Origin of the sequence: Fluviicoccus sp. (assembly GCF_030646115.1) — a bacterium.
Classification (GTDB): domain Bacteria; phylum Pseudomonadota; class Gammaproteobacteria; order Pseudomonadales; family Moraxellaceae; genus Fluviicoccus.
This window is the reverse complement of the sequence record NZ_JAUSMX010000019.1, coordinates 129079-152386: the sequence shown is the minus strand read 5'-3', so window position 1 is coordinate 152386 and position 23308 is coordinate 129079. Positions and strand designations below refer to the sequence as shown.

Below are 23308 nucleotides of genomic sequence, written 5' to 3'. Positions count from 1 at the left end.
AGGCCATGGATTTTTTCAGCCGTCAGGAGCATGCACGCCGCACCACGATGCGCATGCTGGTTTATTTTGCCCTGACCATTCTCCTGCTTTTTGCCGGAGTCAATGCCGTGCTTTATGGTGTTGCCCTGTCGGTTGGCAAGGCTGACAGCGGCGGCAGCTTCTGGTGGTGGCATTACTGGACGCCGCAGGCGCTGGCAGGCACCCTGATTCTGGTGCTGGGTGGGGCCCTGCTGGAGTGGCTGTACCTGCGTGAAGGCGGCAAGGTCGTGGCGGAAATGATGGGCGGGGTGCCTGTCGATTTCAGCGCACGTGACGCCTCCGAGCGCCGCTTGCTGAACGTGACCGAGGAAATGGCCATTGCGGCCGGTCTGCCGGTGCCGGTGGTGTACGTGATGCCGCGTGAAGCCGGCATCAACGCCTTTGTCGCCGGGCTGACGCCGCAGCAGAGCGTGCTGGTGGTGACCCAAGGCGCCCTGGAGCATCTGGAACGTGATGAGTTGCAAGGCATGGTGGCCCATGAGTTCAGTCATATCCTCCATGGCGACATGCGTCTGAACATGCGCATGCTGGCCGCACTGGCCGGGGTGCTGGCCATCGGCCAGCTGGGCGGCTTCCTGATGCGTTCCCTGACCGGCGGCTATGACGGACGCCGGGAACGCAATCCGCTGCCGGTGGTTTGGCTGCTGGGCTTGGCCATTTGGCTGGTGGGATATGCAGGGCTGTTCATGGGGCGTTTGATCAAGGCGGCGGTTTCCCGCGAGCGGGAGGTGCTGGCCGATGCCGCCGGCGTGCAATTCACCCGCAATCCCGAAGGGCTGGCCGGGGCCTTGTGGAAGATTCGTGAGCAGGGCTCCCGGTTGCAGGGGCTGCATGCAGAAACCCTGAGTCACCTTTGTTTTGGCGAGTCGGTGCCAATCCAGGCATGGCTGGCGACGCATCCGCCGCTGGATGAGCGCATCGAGGCGATCTGTCCCGGTTTTCTGCAACGAAAATCGTCAGCCATTGCTGCTCCGCTGACCCTTCCGGCTTCTGTGGGAGCCCCCCTGCCGGGCCTGCTGCCGGGGCTGGCTCCGTTAACCGGGATGCCGGTATCGGCCCGAACTGCAAATGCCGTTCCGCCACCCGTTGACGATGCCCCGATTGCTTTTGACCGTGAAGTTGACCTCCGTGGAGACGGCTTGACCGACCGGGTGGGTGAGCTGCGAATGGAGGACCTGGAGTCGGCTGCCTGGCTGCACCGGCAAATACCGGTCGAAATAACCCGCGCCCTGCAAACCGCAACCGGCGCCAGGGCGGTGCTCTATGCGTTGATTGCCCGGTTCCAGCCGATGAGCGCGGAGGCGGTGCAGGAATTCCTGGAGGGGCAATCCGCTTTTGCGCGCTGGGTCATTCCGTTGGGCGGGCATCTGGCGACACTGGACGGCCGGTTTGCCTTGCCGCTGGTTGAGTTGTGCCTGCCGCGGCTGGACTTGCTGGACGCCCAGGCGTCGGCGGCCATGTTGCGGGACTTGCGGCGCTTTGCCCTGCAGAACAGCCGGCTGTCCGTTTTCGAGTTCGCCTTGCTGAAGCGGGTTGAGCAACGAATCCGCCCCGCGCCGATGGTGATGCACCAGCGCTCCCTGGAGTCGCAACATTTGTCGGTGGCGGTGCTGGTGCGCTGCCTGCTGGACTTTGGTAGTCACGCCCGGACAGCTATCCCCGTGCATTACCAGAAGCTGATGCAGTCTCTGGGAGAGCAGATGCCGCCCATGCCGGATCCGGGGCCCGAGCCGCTGCCGGCGCTGGACAGGGCGCTAAGGTCGTTGCGGACGCTGGACCCGGATGGCAAGCGCCGGTTGCTGGCCTTGTGCGCCCGCACCGTGGAAAGTGACGGCGTTCTGCATGTGCAGGAGTATGAGTTGTTGCGCGTCATTGCCGGTTTGCTGGATTGTCCGCTGCCATTGTTACAAAGTGTGATTCAACCCTGATATTTAGGTTGCCAGCAAGGCGGAAAGGGTGTCTAATGGGACGTACCGTTGAAGCTGCAACTGTGTCGCCTGATGTTTGCTGATGTCTGGCCGTTGTTGATATGTTTTAGGCGGATTTTCAGTAACTCAGAGGAATATTCCTATGTCAAATCGGGAACAAGGCACTGTCAAGTGGTTCAATGACACCAAAGGTTTCGGTTTCATTCAGCGTCAAGCTGGTGAAGATGTTTTTGTACACTTCCGCGCCATCAGCGGCGACGGCCACCGCACCCTGCGTGACGGCCAACGTGTCGAATTCACTGTCGTGAAAGGCCAGAAGGGCTTTCAGGCTGAAGACGTCCGTCCGCTCGACTGATCGTTGCGACGCTCGCGTCCAATATCAATGATTTGTCTCTCCGGAGTCAAATCGAATTGACTGCAATTGGTTCGGGTTTAGTCCTGAATGTCAACTTGCTGTTTTGCCCTTTCCTCGTTGAATGAACATCTTGGAAAGGGTTATCTGTAAAATCTGAGGAAATTTCATGTCCAATCGCGAACAAGGCACCGTCAAGTGGTTCAATGACACCAAGGGCTTCGGCTTCATTCAACGTCAAGCCGGTGAAGATGTATTCGTTCACTTCCGCGCCATCAGCGGTGACGGCCACCGTACCCTGCGTGACGGTCAGCGCGTTGAGTTCACCGTTGCCAAGGGCCAAAAGGGCCTGCAGGCTGAAGACGTACGTCCGCTCGACTGATTTCAGTCGGCTACTTACGCTGAAGAAACGACCCTTAGGGGTCGTTTTTTTTTGCCCGTTATTAGGGTTGGGTTCAAGTTTTGAGTCTTCTGGTGGTGAGGTGTTAAGGATGTCTTCCAATATGTATTTTCGGTTCAGCCTGCCGTGGGTGATTTTGCTGTCGGCCTGTGGTGGGGGAGGTGGTGATTCGTCTGCTCCGGCTGTGACACCGCCCGCGTCAGTGTTTGCTGCTGATGAGAATCCCGTTCTCAGGGATGATCCGGCGGTGTATGCCGTGGAAGAAACGGCGCGAGTGCTTCAGGCCGACATCACCACCCGTGACGGTATTTATACACTGGCGCAAGTGGATGCGGATATTGACGACACAGACGCCGTAACACCCGAGGTAGAAGCGCACATCCGTACGGATAATTACGCCGATGACGGTAAGGCGGTGAATGCCACCTTGCGTCTTCGTGGCCACAGTTCCAGGCTGGCTGACCAGAAATCCTACCGGGTCAAGCTGGCCTCCGGCTCAGCTTTGTGGCGAGGTGAAAGCACCTTTCAACTCAACAAGCATCCATACGACTTGACCCGGGTACGCAACAAGCTGGCGTTTGATCTGTTCCGTGACATTCCTCACCTGCCCAGCCTGCGCACCCAGTTTGTACATGTCACCTTGAATGGCCAGGATTACGGGCTTTTCACGCATGTGGAGAAAATGGGCAAGGAGTATTTGTTGAACCGGGGGTTGCCGACGGACGGCAATATCTACAAGGCTGAAGACTTCAGCTTCCTGGTGAATGGAAATCTGGCCCTGGATGCTGCGGGCAAGCCGCTGAGCAAAACGGATTTCGAGAAGACACTGTCACTGGAAGCTGACAACAAGGATCACCGTTTGCTGTTGCAGATGCTGGCGGAAATCAATGATCCGGATCTGCCGTTTGACCAGACTTTTGAGCGGTACTTTGACAAAAGCAACTATCTGACATGGCTGGCTGTAAACGTACTTATGGGCAACCGCGACACAGTCAATCAGAACTTTGCGCTTTACCAGCCAAAGGGGAGTGAAAAATTTTATTTCCTGCCGTGGGATTACGACGGTTCGCTGGGGTTTGAAGGACAACCAGACATTCTGGCAGCCAATAACCTTTACGATGACTGGCAACTGGGCATAAGTAACTGGTGGGGCGTTGGTCTGCACCGGCGTTTTATGAGTGATCCCAAACATTTGCAGGAAGTCGTGATGGCGGTGGATGAAATCCGGACAAACTACCTGGCTCCGTCCCGCATCCAGGCGAAACTGGCGGTTTACAGGCCGCAAGTGCGTCCGTGGGTGGCGGCGGTGCCGGATTTGGATTATCTGCCTGCCGTTGATGCGGATCGGATGAAGGAATGGGATGCAGAGTTTGCCCGGTTGGCGAACGTGATCCAGACCAACCGGGATTTATTTGTGGCAAGCCTGCAGAAGCCAATGCCATATTTTCAGGCAGCAGAGCAGCTTCCGGATGGCTCCGGTCTGCGTTTGGGGTGGGATGCCTCCCATGACTTTCAGGGCGGCAACCTGACTTACCATGTGCGGGTGTCTGAATCACCGGGGTTTGAAACGACGGTGGTGGATCGAACGGTCAGTAACGTCACCGAAGTCGTTGTGCCGGTTCCGGCGGTGGGTGTTTATTATCTGAAGGTTGAAGTTTCCGATAATTCCGGGCACCGTCAATTGGCTTTTGACCGGCTGGATCAGGCGGGCAAGACCTATTTCGGCGTGCTGGAGTTCACCGTCAACTGATATGCCTTGCCGGCCCTGAAACGTCAGGGTCGGCAGTCACTCTGGCCGGGTGGGAGTTGCGGCCAATCTTGGCGGAATACACTTTTCAAATCTGTCAAACTGAGCAGCGGCCGGGCTATGATCGGGGTTCACTCACTGACTGCCGGATGCCTGCCGTGGCCAAAGAACGCTATTACGAACCCGCTCCCGACTCGATTGATGTCGAGGAGTTCCGCAAGGTCGTCGACAGCCGCCGTTCGGTCCGGAAGTTCACAGACAAGCCTATTCCTTCTGATGTGCTGAATGACTGTATCGACATGGCGATGCTGGCTCCCAATTCGTCCAACCTGCAGCAGTGGGAATTCTACGTCGTCAAGACCCCTGAGAAGAAGGCTAAGTTGGTGGAAGCCTGCCTGAACCAGAATGCCGCCGGCACCGCCGCCGAGTTGATCGTTATCGTGGCCAGTATGTCTTCCTGGCGTGAGCATGCGCGCATGACGCTGACCGAATGGCCGCAACCCACCGTGCCGAAAATCGTGCAGCAGTATTACAGCCGGGTGGCGCCGTTCTACTATGGCATCGGGCCGTTGGGTAGCTGGGGGTTGGTGAAAAAGGGCATCGCCGGCGTGACCGGGCTGTTCAAGCCGGTGCCGAGGGGGCCGTTCTCCCACGCCGACATGAAGGTCTGGGCCGCCAAGAGCGTGGCGCTGGCTTCTGAAAACCTGATGCTGGGCCTGCGGGCGCACGGCTTCGATTCTTGCCCCATGGAAGGTTTTGACGAAGTGCGGGTGCGCCGCCTGCTGAAGTTGCCGAAGGATGCCTTTGTGGTGATGGTGCTGGGGGCAGGTGAACGCGCCAAAGACGGGGTTTATTATCCCCGGCTGCGCTTTGACCGGGCCCGGTTTGTCCACGAGGTATAAGCAAACCCGGGGTGAATCCGGAGCGCCTGCGAGGTGCGCTCCGGTGTTGTCATGCCTGAAGTTGCTGTTGCACCCATTCTCCCATCATGATGGTCACGTCAATCCCGTTGGTGGGGTGCGCCACTGTATTGCAACTGACTAATTCCCCAATCCCGGCATCGTGCATTTCTGCGGCGGTTTCCGGCCCGAACAGGGCATGCACGAAGACCGCGCGGATATCCTTGATCCCCTGACTGCGCAATGCCCGCGCCACCTTCATCAAGGTTTGGCCGGTGGAGACCATGTCGTCCACCAGCACCACAGTTTGCAAGCCCTCGGCCGACAAATCCGGCACCTGAATCACCACCTGGCGGTCGCCAAGGCGTTCCTTGTCCAGCACCCGGAACGGTTGGCCGCAGCGTGCCGCCACAGCGGTAACCCATTGTTCGCTTTCGCGGTCCGGGCCAATCAGCAGCGACTTGCCGGGCAGCCGGTCCTTCAGCCAGTCGCCGATGATGTCGGTGGCGTGCAGGGCGGTGGAAGGAATGGTATAGACATCCTCCAGATCGGGGATGCGATGCAGGTGCGGGTCGACAGTGACCATGGCGTCCACGGATCGTGACAGCAGACGGGCATAGCTGGCGGCGCTGATGCCTTCACCGGGATGGAAGGCGATATCCTGGCGCATGTAAGCCAGATAGGGCGCAGCCAGCCAGATGCGCTTTGCACCCATGCTGCGCAGTACGTCCGAGACAAACGTCAGCGCCAGCGTTTTCTCCGAGGGGTGGTCCAGCGTGCAGATCAGCACCACGGTCTCGCTGACCGGCTCGGGAACCCGGACCCGGATTTCCCCGTCGGGGAAGGCGTGGATTTCAGCCGCCAGACAATGACAGGCGATGTCTTTAGAAGCCAGCCAGGATTGAAGGCGGGGGCCGAGTTCGGCCTCGTCGTACAGGGTGACCAGGCTGATCATACGGATTCTTCCTCGATGACTATCATGTCGGGGTGGGCTTCGTGGAACTCCATGGCATAGGCCAGCTCGCCGGGACTTTCGGCAAACAGCTCGAACATCGGGTCGCCATGCTCCACCCGATCACCCAGATGGACGGCCAGCCGTAGACCGGCGCCTGATGCGCCAGGGGCTCCGGCCAATTTGGCCAGACGGGACACCAGCCGGTTGTTGATGTGGGTAACGATGCCGGTGCGTCGGGCGGTAAAGCCTCGGGTGCAGGGAGAAATCTGCGGTTCCCGGAAACCACCCTGGGCTTCGCAAATGGCCATGAATTTTTCCCCGGCCCGACCGGAATGCAGTGTTTCCCGTGCCATGCGGTTGCCTTTGCCATGCGCGGCAATGCCGCCCAGTTCCAGCAACTCGCCGGCCACCAGCAAGGCGCGTTCGCGCAGGTCGGTCGGGGCGCGGGGATCGTTGCGCAAGACCGCCAGTACATCGGCCGCCTCCAGCGCCGGGCCGACACCATAACCGATGGGCTGTGTGCCGTCAGTCTGGATGGTGCGGACCTGCATGCCCAGCGCCTCCCCGACCGACTTCAGCAGGTGCGACAGATGGTCGGCAGCCTGCCTTCCCCGCACCTTGGCCGTTGGGCCGACAGGAATGTCGATCAGTACATGAGTGGAACCGGCGGCGGCCTTTTTTGACAGAACGGAGGCGACCATTTGTCCTTCACTGTCAATATCCAGCGCGCGTTCAATGCGGATGAGAATGTCATCTGCCGGGGACAGTGACACCGATCCGCCCCAGACCAGGCAGGCGTTTTCCTTTTCCACCACACGCTTCATGTCTTCCAGGCTCATGGCCACCCGGGTCATGGTTTCCATGGCGTCGGCGGTGCCGGCGGGGGAGGTGATGGCGCGGGAGGAAGTCTTGGGGATGGTTAGCCCGCAGGCGGCAGCAATGGAAACGACGATAGGGGTGGTGCGGTTGCCCGGCAGTCCGCCGAGGCAATGCTTGTCCATGACCTTTTCACGTCCCCAGTCAATGCGGTGACCGGCGTTGACCATGGCGGTGGTCAGCCAGGTGATTTCACTGAGATCCAGCCGGTTGCCCGCACAGGCGGTAAGCAGTGCGGCGAGCTGGATGTCGCCATAACGGCCAGCCACCACGTCGGTAACGATGGCCTCCATGCCCTCCCGGGACAGGCGGTGGCCGTACAACTTGCTGCGGACATGCGACATGGAGTCCAGTGAGGGGGTGTGGGACAGCGTGGCCACTTCGCCATTGCTGATGTCCAGCCGTTTCCAGGCCGCTTCGGAAAGGCCGATGTCACCTTTGCCAAGGATGTCGCTGTAGACGATATTAAGGGTGGTGATGATGGTTTTGTCGCCCACGGTCACGGAGATTCGCGACTGGGCCTCAAAACCCTCCGAGCGGCAGACATGGCAGTCGGCGCGCAGGAAGGCGACCGGTTCGGAGTGGGAGTCGATGCCCATGCGGCGGGGGCGAAGGCGGGTGCGGGCAATGTCATCCGGACTCAAGGCTTTCTCCAGTCAATTATTAGGATTATGGGTTTAGTCTGCCGTTTGGCGCGGGGGCTTACAAGTGGGAAATCCGACAGTTACAGGCGCCGACCGACAAGATGCCTGCGCCTGTGTTGGTGTGCATTCTGATGAAAGGCAATCCCTTGCCTTAGAATCTGTCCCGCGCAAGCGCAGGGGGTGCAGCCGTTATTCCCCGACGGTCAAGGCGAATGCATCGCTATAGGCCATATTTCCCGAGAAGTCCTGTGCCGCAAAAAAGGCATTATAGGTATCGGCCGGAAGCGCTCCGACGGAGGCGTTGATGCCGCCAGCCGGTACGGTGAACGCAGTTCCCTCTAAGGTTACATAATCAGTTTCGCCGGTTGAAGGATTGAGTCGCAGGTAAAGCGGAGTGATTGAGTCCCCGGTGTTCAGGGACATCATGCGCGGGGCAACTCCGGCAGCGCTCATGGGAAGAAAGCCCACGACCTCCAGAACGAGATTATCCGAGGGGTCCAGACTGACCAGAACCGTCAACTGTCCCTGCTGGCCATTGACTTGGGCTGACACGCCCAGTACGAAGCGATTGTTGTCTTCATCCTCCTCCAGGACTTCGGCGAAGACAAACTGGTTGTTCATGGTCAGCACTGTATTGTCGAAATCATAGACAGCGTGTTCACCAACCATGCTGTCCGGCTCTTCCCGGCCAAGCACCAAATGGTTGCCATCCGGGAGTTCTTGTGTGATGTAGACCTCCACCGAGCTCAGGTCCGGCGCATCCGGGATATCCACAGCCAGCCGGTTTCCGACCAGACCAGCGTTCTGGAAAGCCGGGGCCGTGACATCATTAGCGGCGGCAGTGGCGTAACGATCAATGACGGACTCCCAGAAAGTGCTGTAGCCGATACGCTTATAGGCGAGAACGTCATCGGTGATCCCGCCGGCGATGGTGCGCTCACCGGGCAGGTAGATGCTGAGTCCCGAGGCATTAGGACGGGCTTCGGCGCGACGGTTATAAACAACAGCTGCATCAAGGTTGGTGCGGACTCGCGCTGCTTCGGCGGCCAGTGCGGGCGGCAGGTGACTCAGAAAATCATTGATATCCACCATGCCGGAGTCTGTTCCGTTTTGATGTCCGTAGCTTTCAGAACGGCTGCGGCCTTTGGCGATTTCAATTCGGGCGACATCGGCATTGGCTGTCAAACGGTCTCCGAGCGTGCGGGCCAGTTTGCCTATTTCGGTGGTCACCGCCGAAACCCTGGCCAGCTGGATGGTTGAAAGGGTGATGCTTTTGCCTTCATCCGACCCGGCGGGGAAGGAGGCGAAATAGCTGTCAACGATGGTCTTGCCCAGGTCCAGGGTGGCCAGAGCCGGTGAGGATTTGGCCTTGCCCAGCCATGCCCGGTAGTCCCAGCCGCTTCCCGGCTCAAGCTCTTCCGAGGCGACCATGTAGTCGGCAAAAGGCGATATGGTTGCGGCGGTTTCTATGGTAGCCATGAGGCAGGTATCAAAGCCTATCAAATCGAAGCGCTTGCCATTGGCATGAGTCACAGTATTCAGAGCTGTAGCGATTTCCGGCAGGGACAGCGCGTCATTGCCGTGGTTTTCGTCGTTGCCAACGGTGGCTCCGTTATGGCCAACTGCGCCACCGCCATGGTTCCAGAAAACCAGGGTGTACTTGCTGGCCGGATAACTGCGCATACCCCAATCCAGGAAGTCGCGGAGGGTGTCGCTGTGCCCCATATTTAAATTGCCGAGATCGGTCAGTGTCTTCTGTTCCCCTTTGTTGATCAGGTGCCGCTTGACGGTTTTCCACCCGGCTTTATCTGCGCCGCCGGTGGTGATGACAATGTTGAGGTTTTCTCCGGAGCCGACCTGCATCATTTCACGGATGTCGTTGGTGGCGGCGTTGCTGCCGCTTTCCAGGTCAGAACCGACCATGTAGACGAGTACGGTTCGGGTAGGCGTGGTTTTTGCCAGTGAGCCGTCGTCACCGTTGCTGTTGCAACCACTGAGAAATATGGAGCCTGCGAGGCAGGTGATCAGCCCCAATGGGGCGGGTGTGCGGATGATCATATGAGTGTCCGGATTGTTGTTGTGTGATCGTTTGGATGGCTTATGAAATGTATCGCTATTGTAATTGCAGGGCAATATCCGCGAGCCGGTGAAATGACACCCGCTCGCGCTGTGTTATCCATGCCTGATCAGGCCTTGAGGGCTTAAGCCCGCCCATTCTCCACCAGCCAGTTCTTGTACTGCTCGCGCACACCGGTCTTTAGCAGCTTGCCGGTCGCGGTGTGTGGCAGTTCGTCCACGAATACGACTGCATCCGGCATCCACCACTTCACGATCTTGTCTTTCAGGAAATCCAGCACCTCCTGCTCGGTCACCGTGCTGCCTTCCTTGCGGATGGCCAGCAACAACGGCCGCTCATCCCACTTGGGATGATAAACCCCGATCACGCAGCACTCCTTCAAGCCGGGATGGCCTACCGCCGCATTTTCCAGATCGATCGAGCTGATCCATTCGCCGCCGGACTTGATCACATCCTTGGAGCGGTCCACGATCTGCATGGTGTTTTCAGCATCAATGGTGGCGACATCGCCGGTGTCAAACCAGCCGTCGGCAAAGGCTTTCTTGTCGTCATGCAGGTAATACTCGCCCGCAACCCAAGGGCCCCGCACCAGCAGGCGGCCAAAGGTCTTGCCGTCACGGGGCAATTCATTGCCCTCCTCATCGGCAATCTTGATTTCTACCCCGTAAACCGGCCGCCCCTGCTTCAGCTGCCGCTGGTAGCGCTCTTCACGGGGCAGGGCGTCCAGTTTCTTGTTGAGGTTGTTGATGGTGCCTAGCGGGCTGAGTTCAGTCATGCCCCAGGCGTGGATCAGGAAGGCGTCGTGTTTCTGGTCGAAGGCCTTGATCATGGCCAGCGGTGCTGCGGAACCGCCCACCACGACACTGTGTACGCTGTGCAGCTTGGCGTTGATCTGGTCGAGGTAGTTCAACAAGCCCAGCCACACTGTCGGTACGCCCAGCAACAGCGTGGCCTGTTCGCTGTTGATCAGTTCATACAGGGAAGCGCCGTCCATGCCCGCCCCGGGGAACACCAGCTTGGCGCCGGTAATGGTGGCGGCATAAGGCGTGCCCCAGGCATTGACGTGGAACATGGGCACCACAGGCAGGATCACCGTGTCGCCGTGGATGTTCAGCGCATCCTGACGGGTGGCGGCCGTGGCGTGCAGCACCGTGGAGCGCTGGGTGTACATGACACCCTTGGGGTGGCCGGTGGTGCCGGACGTGTAGCACAGCGCCGCGCCGGAGTTTTCATCCAGAGGGGGCCAGGTGAATTCGTCAGACTGGTCGGCAATCAGTTCTTCATAGCACAACAGGTTGTTGAGCTTGCTGGCGGCGGGCATGTGTTCGCGGTCGGTCAGGACAACATAGCCTTCTACATTGGGCAGCTTGTCGTGCACGGCTTCCAGCAACGGCAGGAAGGTCAGGTCGACAAAGATGTAGCGGTCCCGGGCGTGGTTGACGATATAGACGATCTGTTCTGGAAACAGGCGTGGGTTGATGGTGTGAGTCACCGCGCCAATGCCGGAAACGCCGAAATAGAGCTCGTAATGCCGCCAGGTGTTCCACGCCAGCGTGCCGATACGGTCGCCGGCCTGAACGCCCAGCTTTTGGGTCAGGGCATTGGCCAACTGCTTGCTGCGTCTGGCGGCCTCGCCGTAAGTGTATCGGTGGATGCCGCCTTCCACTTTGCGGCTGACGATTTCAGCGTCGGGATGGGAGACGATGGCGTGTTCGATCAGGGAGGAAATCAGCAGGGGTTGCTGCATCATGCTCATTGTTGTTTTCTCGCGAATTGAGGGACACTTCAGCAGCCAAGAGTAGACCAGAAGGGCCGGCTTGTCAGGGTGCGGAGGGGCCGGATTTTAGGCGTGAGGCGGCGTCAGGGGCGGACATTTGTTTTGCAGGAACGGCCAGACGTGTTCTCCGTCAGCATTTTTGGTGATTCTGCATATTTGCTGTCCGGATACTGTTATCATCCAGCCTTGTTTTTTGTACTGGCTGACGACTTCTCCCGCCTGACGGGTGCGGCGTCACAACCCCGGAACCGATTTCCAGAAATGACTCATAAAATCATCAAGTTTACCGAACTCCCGCTGGACTCCCGCCTGCAGCGCGCCATTGACGACCTGGGCTTCCCTCATTGCACACCCATTCAGGCCGAAGTGCTGCGTTTCACGCTCTCCGGCCACGACGCCATTGGCCGCGCCCAGACCGGCACCGGCAAGACTGCCGCTTTCCTGATCACGCTGATCAACGACCTGCTGAAGACTCCGCCCGCCGAAGACCGTTTCGTGGGTGAAGCCCGCGCCTTGTGCCTGGCCCCCACGCGGGAGTTGGCCCTGCAGATCGCCAAGGATGCCGAGTTGCTGTGCAAGCACAGCGGCCTGCGCATTGTCACCCTGGTGGGCGGCATGGATTATGACAAGCAGCGTTCACAACTGCAGCGCGACTTCACCGACATCATCGTCGCCACGCCCGGCCGCCTGCTGGACTTTGCCGGTCAGGGTGAAGTGTACCTCGACCAGATTGAAGTGCTGGTGATCGACGAAGCCGACCGCCTGCTTGACATGGGCTTCATTCCCGACATCAAGCGCATTATCCGCATGTGCCCGCCCAAGTCGCACCGGCAGACGCTGCTGTTCTCCGCCACCTTCAACCGCGATGTGTTGAACCTGGCCCAGCAATGGCAGTTTGAACCGCTGCGCGTGGAAATTGAGCCGGAGTCGGTCACCACCGACACGGTGGAGCAGGTGATCTACATTGTCAGCGCCGAGCAGAAATACCAGTTGCTCTATAACCTGATCTGCGAGGAACAGGTGGAACGCATGATGGTGTTCGCCAACCGCCGCGACCAGGTGCGCCGTCTGGGCGACCTGCTGAAGAGCAACAATATTTCCTGCGCCGTGCTTTCAGGCGAAGTGCCGCAGGACAAGCGCGTGAAGACGCTGGAAAGCTTCCGCGAAGGCAAGATCAAGGTGCTGGTGGCCACCGATGTCGCCGGTCGCGGCATCCACATCGACGGCGTCAGCCATGTCGTCAATTTCACCTTGCCCGAGCAGACCGATGACTATGTGCACCGCATCGGCCGAACCGGCCGCGCCGGGGCCAGCGGCAAGAGCATCAGTTTTGCGTGTGAAGACGACGCCTTCCTGATTCCCGCGCTGGAGCAGGCGATTGGCAAGAAGCTGTCGATTTTGCACCCTTCGGAAGCGCTGCTGGCGCCGGTCTGAACCGACCCGCTGTTTTCGCCAAATGAAGAAGGAGCGCCCAAGGGCGCTCCTTCTTCATTTGGCTTGCCCCTGGCAAGGCATCAGCGGATAATGAATAATCCCCCCAATAATCATGAGGTTTCCCATGCCTGATCTCGCCGCCCGCAAGGCCGAACTTACCCTTCGCCGCGATGCATTGCTGACCCGCCTTAACGCCATCCGCAAGGATTACGCCAACGGACTTCCGGCTGATTTTGAGGAACAGGCCCAGCAACTGGAAAATGCCGATGTGCTGAACGAAATCAGCCGTCTGGCTGCCGATGAACTGGGGACGGTGGAAGCGGCGCTGTTCCGCATTGAACAGGCCATGGCGTCCGCCAAGGGCTGAGGGGGTTTTACTCCAGCCGCATGTTGTAGGCTTCCTGCAGCGACGTCAGTCCTTGGCGCGCCAGGTGCAGGGCATGTTCTGTCAAAGGAGTCATGCCCTCCTGGATGGCCAGTTGCTGGATGGTGTCGGCCTGAACGCCGGGTTGCAGCAGGTTGCGCACCGCCGGTGTCATCACCAGCAATTCATAGACCGCCCGGCGTCCCTTGGTGCCGCGGTGCTTGCAGAACTCACAGCCCCCTCCTTTGTAGAACACTTCGCCATCCTCGACGCCCATGACCTTGCGCACGCCGGGTGAAACCTCCTCGGGAATGAGGCAATGCGGGCAGTTGCTGCGCACCAGTCGTTGCGCCAGCACGCCCAGCAGGGTGCTGCTCAGCAGGTACGACTCCACGCCGATTTCCAGAAAACGGGTGATGGTGGTGGCGGCGCTGTTGGTATGGAGGGTGCTGAGCACCAGGTGGCCGGTGAGGGCGCTTTCCACCGCCATCTTCGCGGTTTCCTCGTCGCGGATTTCCCCGAGCATGATCACATCCGGATCGTGGCGCAAAATGTGCTTCAGCGCGCGGGCAAAGGTATAGCCGGTCTGGTTGTTGATCTGGATTTGCGTGATGCCGTCCATCCGGTATTCCACCGGGTCTTCCACGGTAATGATGTTGATGCTGTCGGAACGGATCTGTTCAATGGCGGTGTAAAGCGTGGTGGACTTGCCGGAGCCGGTGGGGCCGGTGACCAGGAACATGCCGTTATTGCGGGAGAGCAGGTGGCGGATGCGTTCGGCGTCATCACCTTCATAACCCAGATCTTCCAGGTGTTTCATGGCGAACTGGCTGTCCAACAGGCGGATCACCACGTCTTCGCCATAGATGCCGGGCATGATGGACAGCCGCAAATCGATTTCCTTGTCGCCGAAACGGATGCGGGCGCGGCCGTCTTGCGGAACCCGGTGTTCGGAAATGTCCATGCCGCCGAAAATCTTCAGCCGGGAAGTGATGGCGGACAAAAGTTGCTTGCTGAAGCTGCGCTGGTGCACCAGTTGGCCGTCCACCCGGAAGTAAATTTCCACGGCGCTCTGCCGGGGCCGGATGTGAATGTCCGAGGCGCGGTTCATGACGGCTTCGGCAATCAGGTTCTGCACCAGTTGCACCACCGGCCGTTCCAGGGCTTTTTCACTGATTGGCGTATCGCCGGGCTCATGCGACAGGACATCGACGGTTTGCAGCGCCTTGGCAATTTCATCCTGGCTGTAATAGGTGGACACCGCCAGCATGATGTCTTCGTAGGTGGACACCGCCAGCTCGATCTGCTTGCCGGTGATGAAGTGCAGCGTCTCCATCAGGGTGTTGTTGGTGGGGTCGGCAACGGCAATGACCAGCTTGGTTTCCTGCGACAACAACGGCATTACGGCATTCTTGCGGGCGAATTCGACCGGAATGCTTTGCAGGGTGCTGATGTCGATGTCGAAATCATGAAGGTTGACGTAGGGGATGCCGAAGCAACGGCCCAGAATATGGCCGAGGTCATCGTCCGTGATCAGCCCCTGATGCCGAAAGTAGAAAGCGATATGCTGGCTTTGCACCCGGTTAGGGTCTGACATGGCGGTCCGGTACTGTTCTTCCGTGATCATGCCGGACGAAATCAGGATGTCATGCACGGGAGGCGGGTCGTAACGGTGCATCCGCCCGAAATACTGCTTGAGCTGGGAGCTGTCACGGATGATTTCCACGTAGGGCATCATCGTGGGTTGCTGGAAGGTGGATGGTGCGGTTACAGGCATGTTGAGATACCGGTGGGCTGCCTTCCGCTAGCAGGCAAATAATTCGGTGGTGCACAATAATTTATGTGAGCCTTTTCTCGGAATCTAAAACTTATTGGATACGTGGTCAATCATTTGTATCAGGGGCTCCTTAATGTCAGTCGTCTGAAAGACCGGCTGGAAATGGATTAAAAACCGGCAATTCCGCAGCCATGCGGCGTTTTGTATGTGTCAGTCCCTTAAACCCATTCCAACCGGACGTAAAATCGCTTAAAAACGTTCCATTCCTTCGGGTCATCACATAACAAGGAGCCTGCCCCATGTCTTCGACCATTGATACCGTCCTGCACGAAAACCGCCACTTCCCGCCGTCCGCCGAATTTGCCGCCAAGGCCCGTATTTCCGGCATGGACGCATACCGCGCCTTGTGCAAGCAGGCGGAAGATGACTATGAAGGCTTCTGGGCCAGTCTGGCCCGCCAGAACCTGAGCTGGAAGAAGCCGTTCACCCAAGTGCTGGATGAAAGCAATGCCCCGTTCTTTTCGTGGTTTGCAGACGGTGAGCTGAACGTCTCCTATAACTGCCTGGACCGTCATTTGCCGGAGTTGGCGAACAAGCTGGCCATCATCTTTGAATCCGACAACGGCACCGTCACCCGCGTCACCTATGCCGAACTGCACCGCAAGGTCTGCCAGCTGGCCAACGGCCTTAAGAGTCTGGGCATCACCAAGGGTGACCGGGTGTTGATCTATATGCCGATGAGCATTGAGGCGGTGGTGGCGATGCAGGCCTGCGCCCGGATCGGCGCCATCCATTCGGTGGTGTTCGGCGGCTTCTCGGCCAAGAGCGTCAACGAGCGCATCATCGACGCCAAGGCGCGGCTGGTGATTACCGCCAACAGCGGTGTGCGTGGCGGCAAGATCGTGGCGCTAAAGGACACCGTGGATGAAGCGCTGGCCATGGGCGGCTGCGATTCCGTGGAGCGGGTGGTGGTGTTCAAGCGCGTGCTGCACGAAGACGGCCCGTGGACGCGGGGGCGCGACATCTGGTGGCATGACCTGGTTGCCAAGCAGCCCGAGCAGTGCGAGCCGACCTGGGTTTATGCCGATGACCCTCTCTTCATCCTTTATACCTCCGGCAGCACCGGCAAACCCAAGGGCGTGCAGCACAGCAGCGCCGGATACTTGCTGGGCGCGGTCAACAGCATGCTGTGGACCTTTGACTACAAGCCGGATGATGTGTTCTGGTGTACCGCCGACGTCGGCTGGATCACCGGCCATACCTATGTGGCTTATGGCCCGCTGGCCGTGGGTGCGACACAAGTCATTTTCGAGGGCGTGCCAACCTATCCGGACGCCGGCCGTTTCTGGAAGATGATCGAAGACCATCGCGTCACCACCTTCTACACTGCGCCGACCGCGATCCGTTCGCTGATCAAGCTGGGTGGTGATCTGCCGAAGCAGTACAACCTGTCGTCGCTGCGGCTGCTGGGCTCGGTGGGTGAGCCGATCAACCCGGAAGCCTGGATCTGGTACCACGAAGTGGTCGGCGGCGGACGCTGCCCCATCGTCGATACCTGGTGGCAGACCGAGACTGGCGGCCACATGATTACGCCGCTGCCGGGCGCGGTGGCGACCAAGCCGGGCTCCTGCACTTTCCCGCTGCCGGGCATCATGGCCGATGTCGTGGATGAAGCCGGTGATCCGGTGGAGCTGGGCAAGGGCGGTATCCTGGTGATCAAGCGCCCGTTCCCGTCGCAGGTGCGCACGCTGTGGGGCGACCCCGAGCGTTTCAAGAAGTCCTACTTCCCCGAGGAGTTCAACGGCAAGTACTATCTGGCTGGCGACTCCGCCAACCGCGACGCCGAAGGCTACTTCTGGATCATGGGCCGTATTGATGACGTGCTGAATGTGTCCGGTCACCGCCTGGGCACCATGGAAATCGAGTCGGCGCTGGTGGCCAACCACAAGGTCGCGGAAGCGGCGGTGGTGGGACGGCCCGATCCGATCAAGGGCGAGTCGGTCGTGGCCTTCGTGGTGTTGAAGGGCGCCCGCCCCAGCGGCGCAGAAGCCAAGGCACTGGTGGCGGAATTGCGCGATTGGGTGGCGAAGGAAATCGGCGCCATCGCCAAGCCGGATGACATCCGCTTTGGCGACAACCTGCCGAAGACCCGTTCTGGCAAGATCATGCGCCGCCTGCTGCGCGCCATCGCCAAGGGTGAGCAGATTACGCAGGATACCTCGACGCTGGAAAATCCGGCGATCCTGATCCAGTTGCAAGAACCGGCCTGAGGGTGAAACAGCGGGCGCGCCGGAGGTTTCCGGCGCGCCTTTTTTATTTCTGCACAACTGTTCTCTTTGGGGTTGTTCCCGTCCGAACCATGGGAGGATAATTGGTCCAACCCATTGATCGCGCCTGTCAGAGGCATTCCCCATGCGCAAACTCCTTCCCCGTTTTGACCTGCAAGCCCGGCTGGACCAAGCCTCCACCTACGGAGAATGGCTGGCCGCCGCCGAAGCACTGGACGAAGCCGAAGGGCTGATGGACTGGCGGCACTCGGATGGCTCGGCCTTCTTCCACGAAAAGCTGATCCGCGACCATATCCGCCAGATGCAGGCCATGCGCCAGAGCAATGATCTGGATGCCTTGGCGGTGTTGCTGCAGGAAAGTGTTTACCGTCATCTGGGTGAACTGAACAACCCCGACTTGTATCTCTATGCCCGTACCGGCACCAAGCTGATTGTCACGGAATACCTCGACGAGGTGGAGCGGGTGATGCGCACGCTCAGTGAGCAGACCATCCCCGGCATGCCGGAGGCGCGCAAGCTGGCCTTGTTTGAACAGGCGGAACGCATCTATGGCCGCCCGGCGTTGATGCTGAGCGGCGGGGCGGCATTCGGGATCTATCATCTGGGTGTGGTCAAGGCGCTGTGGGAACAGCACCTGTTGCCGCAGACGCTGGCCGGTTCCAGCATGGGTGCGATTGTCGCGGCGGCGATCTGTAACCGCAGCGATGCGGAGCTGGATGAACTCTTCTCCGAATCGCAGGAGCGCATCCATCGTATCGCCCTGCGCTGGCGCACCCCGGTCGGGATGTGGAAGCATCGCACCGCCATGGACGAAGCCCAGGTCTTTGAACACATTGTCGCCAATGCCGGCAGCGCCACGTTTCTGGAAGCCTACCGCCGCAGCGGCCGCATCCTCAATATTTCCGTATCGCCCACGCGTACCCACCAGAAGCCGCGCGTGTTGAACTACCTGACCTCGCCGGATGTGCTGGTGGAATATGCAGCGCAAGCCTCCTGCGCGGTGCCGGGTCTGTTTCCGCCGGTGGCCTTGCAGGCGCGGCGGGCGGACGGGCGGCAGGTCCCGTATATGAGTACGGAAACCTGGATCGACGGCACGGTTCACGGCGACCTGCCGCGTGAACGGCTGGCGCGGCTGCACAACGTCAACCAGACCATCGTCAGCCAGGCCAATCCGCACGTCATTCCCTTCATCACCCACCGCAAGCAGCGCGGCATCCAGGCTTTTGGCAAGCGGGTGGTATCGTCGGTGATTCATACCGGCACCGCCGAGTTGCTGGATATCGGCCGGCACCTGTTTGAAAAGACGCCACTGAACCCGGTGCTGGCGCAGGCGCATGCCGTGGCGGCGCAAACCTATCTGGGCGATATCAACATCCAGTATCCGTTCCGGCCGTCGGCTTACCTGAAGGTGATTTCCAACCCCACACCGCAGGGGCTGGCGGACTACATCCGCGCCGGGGAGAAGGCGACCTGGCCGCAGATGGCCATGATCCGCGACCTGACCCGCATCAGCCGGGTGTTTCCGGAGTGCATTGCCGTAATTAGGGAGCGGATGAAGTTGCAGGTGGTGGGGATGGCGAAGGTCTGAAAGGCTTTTTCACTCCCGCTATGGGGGTGACAGCAACACTTTTCAGCCGCCATAATCGGGCCATTCCTGATCTTGACGGCTGGCCCTGCCATGTATTCATCCTTCCGCCTGCTCACCCTGACGACAGCCTTTCTGGGCGCGCTGGCCGGGTCATCCCCGACCTTGGCCGCGCCGCCGCTAGAGGACTACCGCGATTACTCCCGCGCCTCCGCCAAGGAGCTGATGCTGCGCCGCCAGGCCAACGGTCTGGACCAGAAAACCATGTCCTGCCTGGGCGGCGGCTGCGCCGGTAACGCCACTGCCGCCACCGACCTCGACGAAGGGGCGGAGAAACTGATCAAAGCCTCGCTGCTGCCGGTGGGCATGCTGCTGGAGTTCACCGGCGGCGGCCTGAAGTCGATGAACGACGCCTGGGACAAGGCCAGCCTCAACCGCCTGCGGCAGAAAGTCGGCAAGAAAATTCGCGGCAGCGACAAGGAATGGGCGGGCTATGTCGAGGATATCCAGCGCGACCAGAACGGCACCGGCATCATCCTGCTGGGGCACCAGCACAAGGCCGCCACCCGCGAGGCGATGATCGCCCTGAAGGAAGGGGATGCGGACAATTACCTTCGCATCCTCAAGCGCGGCGTGGATATTGACGATGACCGTGCCGTGGCGATGTACACCGAGGAAATGGCGCGCCGTCCGGCGCAGAAGGAAGAGTTCAAGGCGTATCTGGCCGAGGGCTGCAAGGCCAAAAGTGCGCTGTATCGCAAGTACACCCCTTACAGCAGCCTGTCCGCCGTGTTGTGCTCGAATTACAAGCAGTTGGAGGGCAGTCTCTATGCCCTGGGCAATCCCACCTTCGGCGGTTTGAGCGACTCCCTGCGCGATATTGTGTCTCCCGCCCTGTATCGGCGGCAACTGCTGGACAGCATGCATAACCGCCGGGGCAAATTCACCGACGGTTACTACTGCATCGAGAAATACGGCACCGGCAATCTGACCGAGGCCGGATGCAAGGAGAAAAAGGAGGCGGATGTCTGGCAGGCGATGAAATCGGATGCCGTGACCGTGGAGCGGGAGCGCTGCGTGGCCTGCGCTGGCCTCTGGTACGACTGGTTCAGTGACTATTTCACCGACAGCGGCCGTCCGGCCATGTTTGATGTGGCCTTGCTGCTGCGCGAAGGACAACCCAAGGATGATGATGTGCTGGAGCTGATCCGCGGCGCGGTGACCACCTCGGGCGGCCGGGCGCATACGCTGCCGATCATTGCGCAATGGGCGCAGGAGCAACAGGCGCCGGGATTCCTGACCGCCATCGGCCTGGCGCTGGAAACATACAAGGCTTATCCGGACGCGGTGACCTGGTATACCCGCGCCGCCGAGGCCGGGGAAACCGCCGCCATGCGCAACCTGGCCGCGCTGCTGGACAGCGACAAGCTGGAGAAACCTGACTCTGCCGCCTCCCTGCAATGGCTGGAAAAAGCCTCGCAGGCCGGTGACATGACCGCCCGCGCCGGATTGGGCTACCGGCTGCTGAACGGCCAGCGGGTGACGGCCGACGTGGCGCGCGGCGGCAGCCTGCTCAAGGAGGCCGCTGACGCCGGGGATGTACAGGGCACTTACCTGCTGGGCCGCGCCTATGCACTGGGGGAGGGGTTGCCGAAGCAGCCGGAGCAGGCGCGTCCGCTGCTGGCGAAGGCGGCGGCAGAGGGACATGAGGCCGCCAAGTCGCTGCTGCAAAGTCTTTGACCTTGCCGGAGGTCTTTTCGGAGACGGGGCCAACCAGAGCGGGCAAACCCGGCAAGTGGCCTCGAATGACAATTTTTTGTCCTGACTTGGACTATCGTGCTTGATTTGGGCAGCGGTAAGATGTTTCTATCGGAAAAACGACAATCCAGGCGTGACAACGCCGGAACACCTACCCAACCCGCGGGAGTTTTCATGTCCAGCAAGCATCTTGATGTCATAATTGTCGGCGCCGGTCTCTCCGGTATTGGCGCGGCCGTTCATCTGCAGCGCGACTGCCCGAACAAGTCCTACGCCATCCTCGAAAACCGTCAGGCCATCGGCGGCACTTGGGACCTGTTCCGCTATCCCGGCATCCGTTCCGACTCCGACATGTACACCCTGGGCTACAGCTTCAAGCCTTGGACCAACCCCAAGGCGATTGCCGACGGCCCGTCCATCCGCGACTACATTCAGGAAACCGCCCTCGAGAACGGCATCGACAAGCACATCCGCTTCGGTCATAAAATCCTGAGCGCTGCCTGGTCCACCCCGGATGCGCTGTGGGTGTTGAGTGTGGAAAATGCCGCCACCGGCAAGGTGGAAAAGCTGACCTGCAACTTCCTGTGGATGTGCACCGGCTACTACAAGTACCACCAAGGCTACACGCCCGAATTCGCCGGTCGTGACAGCTTCAAGGGCCAGATCATCCATCCGCAGTTCTGGCCGGAAAACCTGGACTACAGCGGCAAGAAGGTGGTGATCATCGGCAGCGGCGCGACCGCCGTGACGCTGTTGCCCGCCATGACCGACAAGGCTGCGCATGTCACCATGCTGCAGCGTTCGCCGACTTATATTGTCACCATTCCGGAAAAGGATCCGATCGCCACCGGCCTGCGCCGTTTCCTGCCGGAGAAGGCGGTGTACCGCATCACCCGCGCCAAGAACGTGTCGCTGACGCTGGGTTTCTTCAACCTCGCGAAGAAGAAGCCGAAGCCGGTGCGTCGCCTGCTGTTGTCACTGACCCGCCGTCAGCTGGCCGGGAAGGTGGACATGAAACATTTCACCCCCAGTTACAACCCGTGGGATGAGCGTTTGTGCGCCGTGCCTAACGGCGATCTGTTCAAGGTGCTGCGTCAGGGCAAGGCTTCGGTGGTGACAGATCACATTGATACCTTTACCGAAAAGGGCATCAAGCTGAAGTCGGGGCAGGAGCTGGAAGCGGACATCATCATCACCGCCACCGGTCTGGATTTGCAGATCATGGGCGGCGCGACCTTCAGCGTTGACGGCAAGCCGGTTAAGCTGACCGAGCGCATGAACTACAAGGGCATTTTGTTTGAAGGCATGCCGAACCTGGCGATGGTGTTTGGTTACACCAATGCCTCGTGGACGCTGAAGGCGGACATCAGCAGCGAGTATGTGTGCCGGGTGCTGAACCAGATGGACAAGAAGGGCCTGCGTCAGTGCATGCCGGTGAACAAGGACTCGTCGGTGCAGCAGGAGGCCTTTGTGGAGATGCATTCCGGCTATATCCAGCGTGCGCTGGCGCATTTGCCGAAGCAGGGCAACAAGGCGCCGTGGAAGGTCTACATGAACTACATGCTGGATCTGGGGACGCTGCGTTACAAGCCGATTGACGACGGGGTGATGGAGTTTTCCAACCCGGCGGGGAAGAAGGCGAAACAGGCGGCTTGATGTTGGCGTGGTACATGAGAAAGGGGCCGTAAGGCCTCTTTTTTATTGGTCGGGCGTGTCAGGCAGGCCTTTCATCGTGGCGAAAGGTTGGTGGGGAGGTTCCTTATAGATCAGTTAGGCTGGTGACTGTTTCGAAATCAGTAGCACTACTCATGGTTTTGCGCTTGAAGTTTGATGTGCTTGGGCAGATGTTAGGCTTCCGTAGGCGCCGACTTGTCGGATGCTGCGTCCGTGATAATTCTGATGTTGCCAGGACCTATTTCGCCCATGAGAAGGCGTGAACCTAACGGAAGATTGGATGGTTTTCTTTCGTCAAGAACCGAGGCGAGTGGCTGCCCGGTGGTGTAATTCTTGGAAACCAACCAGAGCTTCTCACCGTTCGCCAGCACGGTCGACGCTAAGCAAATGCCACCTGTGGTTCTCCATGGCCAGTCGCCAGGCTCATGGGGTGAACTGGAGAACATGAAGACTACGTCACAGGTACATCCGTCAATTGGCGGGGGTATCCAATGCAAGTCTTTCTCTGGAACGCTATCGATACCAGCGCGCAATTCTGAGGCCGGAAAGCGAAGTCGGAGCGGAATTGAAAGCAGCCTTCCAGTTCGAAGCGGTCGCCTCCACTGGTCGAGGTGGCGTGTACCGTTGAGCTTCTCCAGCATTGTTGAATCCATTGCGATGGACTGCGCGGTCATAGAGGCATTGCAATCTCCAGTTTCGTGAAGACTGATCTTTGAGAGCCCCGCGATAGTACG

General features: G+C 59.6%; 16 protein-coding genes. 11 read left to right on the top strand and 5 right to left on the bottom strand.

Going from position 1 to position 23308, the window contains the following annotated elements:
- Positions 1–5: 5 nt before the first annotated feature.
- The 5 genes from Q7T36_RS14685 to Q7T36_RS14665 all read left to right on the top strand — a co-directional run bounded on the left by Q7T36_RS14685 (position 6) and on the right by Q7T36_RS14665 (position 5368).
- Positions 6–1967 (top strand): M48 family metallopeptidase, encoded by a 1962-nt coding sequence (locus Q7T36_RS14685; RefSeq protein ID WP_304850188.1) that lies wholly within the window; start codon positions 6–8, stop codon positions 1965–1967.
- A gap of 142 nt (positions 1968–2109) precedes the next feature.
- The gene (locus Q7T36_RS14680; RefSeq protein ID WP_304850185.1) at positions 2110–2322 is read left to right on the top strand and encodes a cold-shock protein; all 213 of its coding nucleotides are present in this window, start codon (positions 2110–2112) and stop codon (positions 2320–2322) included.
- Positions 2323–2488: 166 nt separating this feature from the next.
- Positions 2489–2701, top strand: coding sequence for a cold-shock protein (locus Q7T36_RS14675; RefSeq protein ID WP_304850182.1), 213 nt, complete (start codon positions 2489–2491; stop codon positions 2699–2701).
- 109 nt (positions 2702–2810) lie between these two features.
- Complete coding sequence (locus Q7T36_RS14670; protein WP_304850179.1) at positions 2811–4469, top strand: CotH kinase family protein; 1659 nt, start codon at positions 2811–2813, stop codon at positions 4467–4469.
- Positions 4470–4624: 155 nt separating this feature from the next.
- Positions 4625–5368 (top strand): nitroreductase family protein, encoded by a 744-nt coding sequence (locus Q7T36_RS14665; RefSeq protein ID WP_304850177.1) that lies wholly within the window; start codon positions 4625–4627, stop codon positions 5366–5368.
- A 49-nt stretch (positions 5369–5417) separates the two neighbouring features.
- On the opposite strand, the gene Q7T36_RS14660 is transcribed toward Q7T36_RS14665, so the two are convergent.
- From Q7T36_RS14660 to Q7T36_RS14645, 4 genes are all read right to left on the bottom strand, one after another.
- Positions 5418–6320 carry a ribose-phosphate diphosphokinase gene (locus tag Q7T36_RS14660; protein ID WP_304850174.1) on the bottom strand — a complete coding sequence of 301 codons (903 nt, stop codon included), beginning with the start codon at positions 6318–6320 and terminating at the stop codon, positions 5418–5420.
- Complete coding sequence (locus tag Q7T36_RS14655; protein ID WP_304850171.1) at positions 6317–7840, bottom strand: thymidine phosphorylase family protein; 1524 nt, start codon at positions 7838–7840, stop codon at positions 6317–6319. Before Q7T36_RS14655 ends, Q7T36_RS14660 begins: the two co-directional genes overlap by 4 nt.
- A 189-nt stretch (positions 7841–8029) precedes the next feature.
- On the bottom strand, positions 8030–9898 hold the full coding sequence (locus tag Q7T36_RS14650; protein ID WP_304850168.1) for a clostripain-related cysteine peptidase: 1869 nt from the start codon (positions 9896–9898) through the stop codon (positions 8030–8032).
- A gap of 143 nt (positions 9899–10041) precedes the next feature.
- Positions 10042–11673, bottom strand: coding sequence for a long-chain-fatty-acid--CoA ligase (locus Q7T36_RS14645; protein WP_304850167.1), 1632 nt, complete (start codon positions 11671–11673; stop codon positions 10042–10044).
- A gap of 282 nt (positions 11674–11955) precedes the next feature.
- On the opposite strand from Q7T36_RS14645, the gene rhlB reads away from it, so the two are divergent.
- On the top strand, positions 11956–13128 hold the full coding sequence (gene rhlB / locus Q7T36_RS14640) for an ATP-dependent RNA helicase RhlB (RefSeq protein ID WP_304850165.1): 1173 nt from the start codon (positions 11956–11958) through the stop codon (positions 13126–13128).
- A 124-nt stretch (positions 13129–13252) separates the two neighbouring features.
- Positions 13253–13495: a hypothetical protein gene (locus tag Q7T36_RS14635; RefSeq protein ID WP_304850162.1), complete on the top strand. Its 243-nt coding sequence runs from the start codon at positions 13253–13255 to the stop codon at positions 13493–13495.
- A gap of 7 nt (positions 13496–13502) precedes the next feature.
- Here Q7T36_RS14635 and Q7T36_RS14630 read toward each other — a convergent pair whose 3' ends face one another.
- A complete protein-coding gene (locus Q7T36_RS14630) occupies positions 13503–15269 on the bottom strand; it encodes a GspE/PulE family protein (RefSeq protein ID WP_304850160.1) in 1767 nt (588 codons plus the stop codon).
- A 299-nt stretch (positions 15270–15568) separates the two neighbouring features.
- Here Q7T36_RS14630 and acs point away from each other — a divergent pair, with 299 nt between their 5' ends.
- The 4 genes from acs (at position 15569) to Q7T36_RS14610 (ending at position 22556) form a co-directional block, all read left to right on the top strand.
- On the top strand, positions 15569–17539 hold the full coding sequence (acs, locus tag Q7T36_RS14625; RefSeq protein ID WP_304850157.1) for an acetate--CoA ligase: 1971 nt from the start codon (positions 15569–15571) through the stop codon (positions 17537–17539).
- Positions 17540–17681: 142 nt separating this feature from the next.
- Positions 17682–19145: a DUF3336 domain-containing protein gene (locus tag Q7T36_RS14620; RefSeq protein WP_304850154.1), complete on the top strand. Its 1464-nt coding sequence runs from the start codon at positions 17682–17684 to the stop codon at positions 19143–19145.
- 90 nt (positions 19146–19235) lie between these two features.
- Entirely contained in the window at positions 19236–20882 is a 1647-nt protein-coding gene (locus tag Q7T36_RS14615; protein WP_304850152.1) for a tetratricopeptide repeat protein, read from the top strand.
- Between the two features lie 192 nt (positions 20883–21074).
- Complete coding sequence (locus Q7T36_RS14610) at positions 21075–22556, top strand: NAD(P)/FAD-dependent oxidoreductase (RefSeq protein WP_304850149.1); 1482 nt, start codon at positions 21075–21077, stop codon at positions 22554–22556.
- Positions 22557–23308: the final 752 nt, after the last annotated feature.

Coding starts and splice junctions, on each gene's coding strand:
- Q7T36_RS14635 (WP_304850162.1), top strand. CDS start 13,253: ATGCCTGATCTCGCCGCCCGCAAGGCCGAACTTACCCTTCGCCGCGAT.
- Q7T36_RS14620 (WP_304850154.1), top strand. CDS start 17,682: ATGCGCAAACTCCTTCCCCGTTTTGACCTGCAAGCCCGGCTGGACCAA.
- Q7T36_RS14685 (WP_304850188.1), top strand. CDS start 6: ATGGATTTTTTCAGCCGTCAGGAGCATGCACGCCGCACCACGATGCGC.
- Q7T36_RS14610 (WP_304850149.1), top strand. CDS start 21,075: ATGTCCAGCAAGCATCTTGATGTCATAATTGTCGGCGCCGGTCTCTCC.
- Q7T36_RS14615 (WP_304850152.1), top strand. CDS start 19,236: ATGTATTCATCCTTCCGCCTGCTCACCCTGACGACAGCCTTTCTGGGC.
- acs (WP_304850157.1), top strand. CDS start 15,569: ATGTCTTCGACCATTGATACCGTCCTGCACGAAAACCGCCACTTCCCG.
- Q7T36_RS14645 (WP_304850167.1), bottom strand. CDS start 11,673: ATGAGCATGATGCAGCAACCCCTGCTGATTTCCTCCCTGATCGAACAC.
- Q7T36_RS14650 (WP_304850168.1), bottom strand. CDS start 9,898: ATGATCATCCGCACACCCGCCCCATTGGGGCTGATCACCTGCCTCGCA.
- Q7T36_RS14630 (WP_304850160.1), bottom strand. CDS start 15,269: ATGCCTGTAACCGCACCATCCACCTTCCAGCAACCCACGATGATGCCC.
- rhlB (WP_304850165.1), top strand. CDS start 11,956: ATGACTCATAAAATCATCAAGTTTACCGAACTCCCGCTGGACTCCCGC.
- Q7T36_RS14680 (WP_304850185.1), top strand. CDS start 2,110: ATGTCAAATCGGGAACAAGGCACTGTCAAGTGGTTCAATGACACCAAA.
- Q7T36_RS14660 (WP_304850174.1), bottom strand. CDS start 6,320: ATGATCAGCCTGGTCACCCTGTACGACGAGGCCGAACTCGGCCCCCGC.
- Q7T36_RS14675 (WP_304850182.1), top strand. CDS start 2,489: ATGTCCAATCGCGAACAAGGCACCGTCAAGTGGTTCAATGACACCAAG.
- Q7T36_RS14670 (WP_304850179.1), top strand. CDS start 2,811: ATGTCTTCCAATATGTATTTTCGGTTCAGCCTGCCGTGGGTGATTTTG.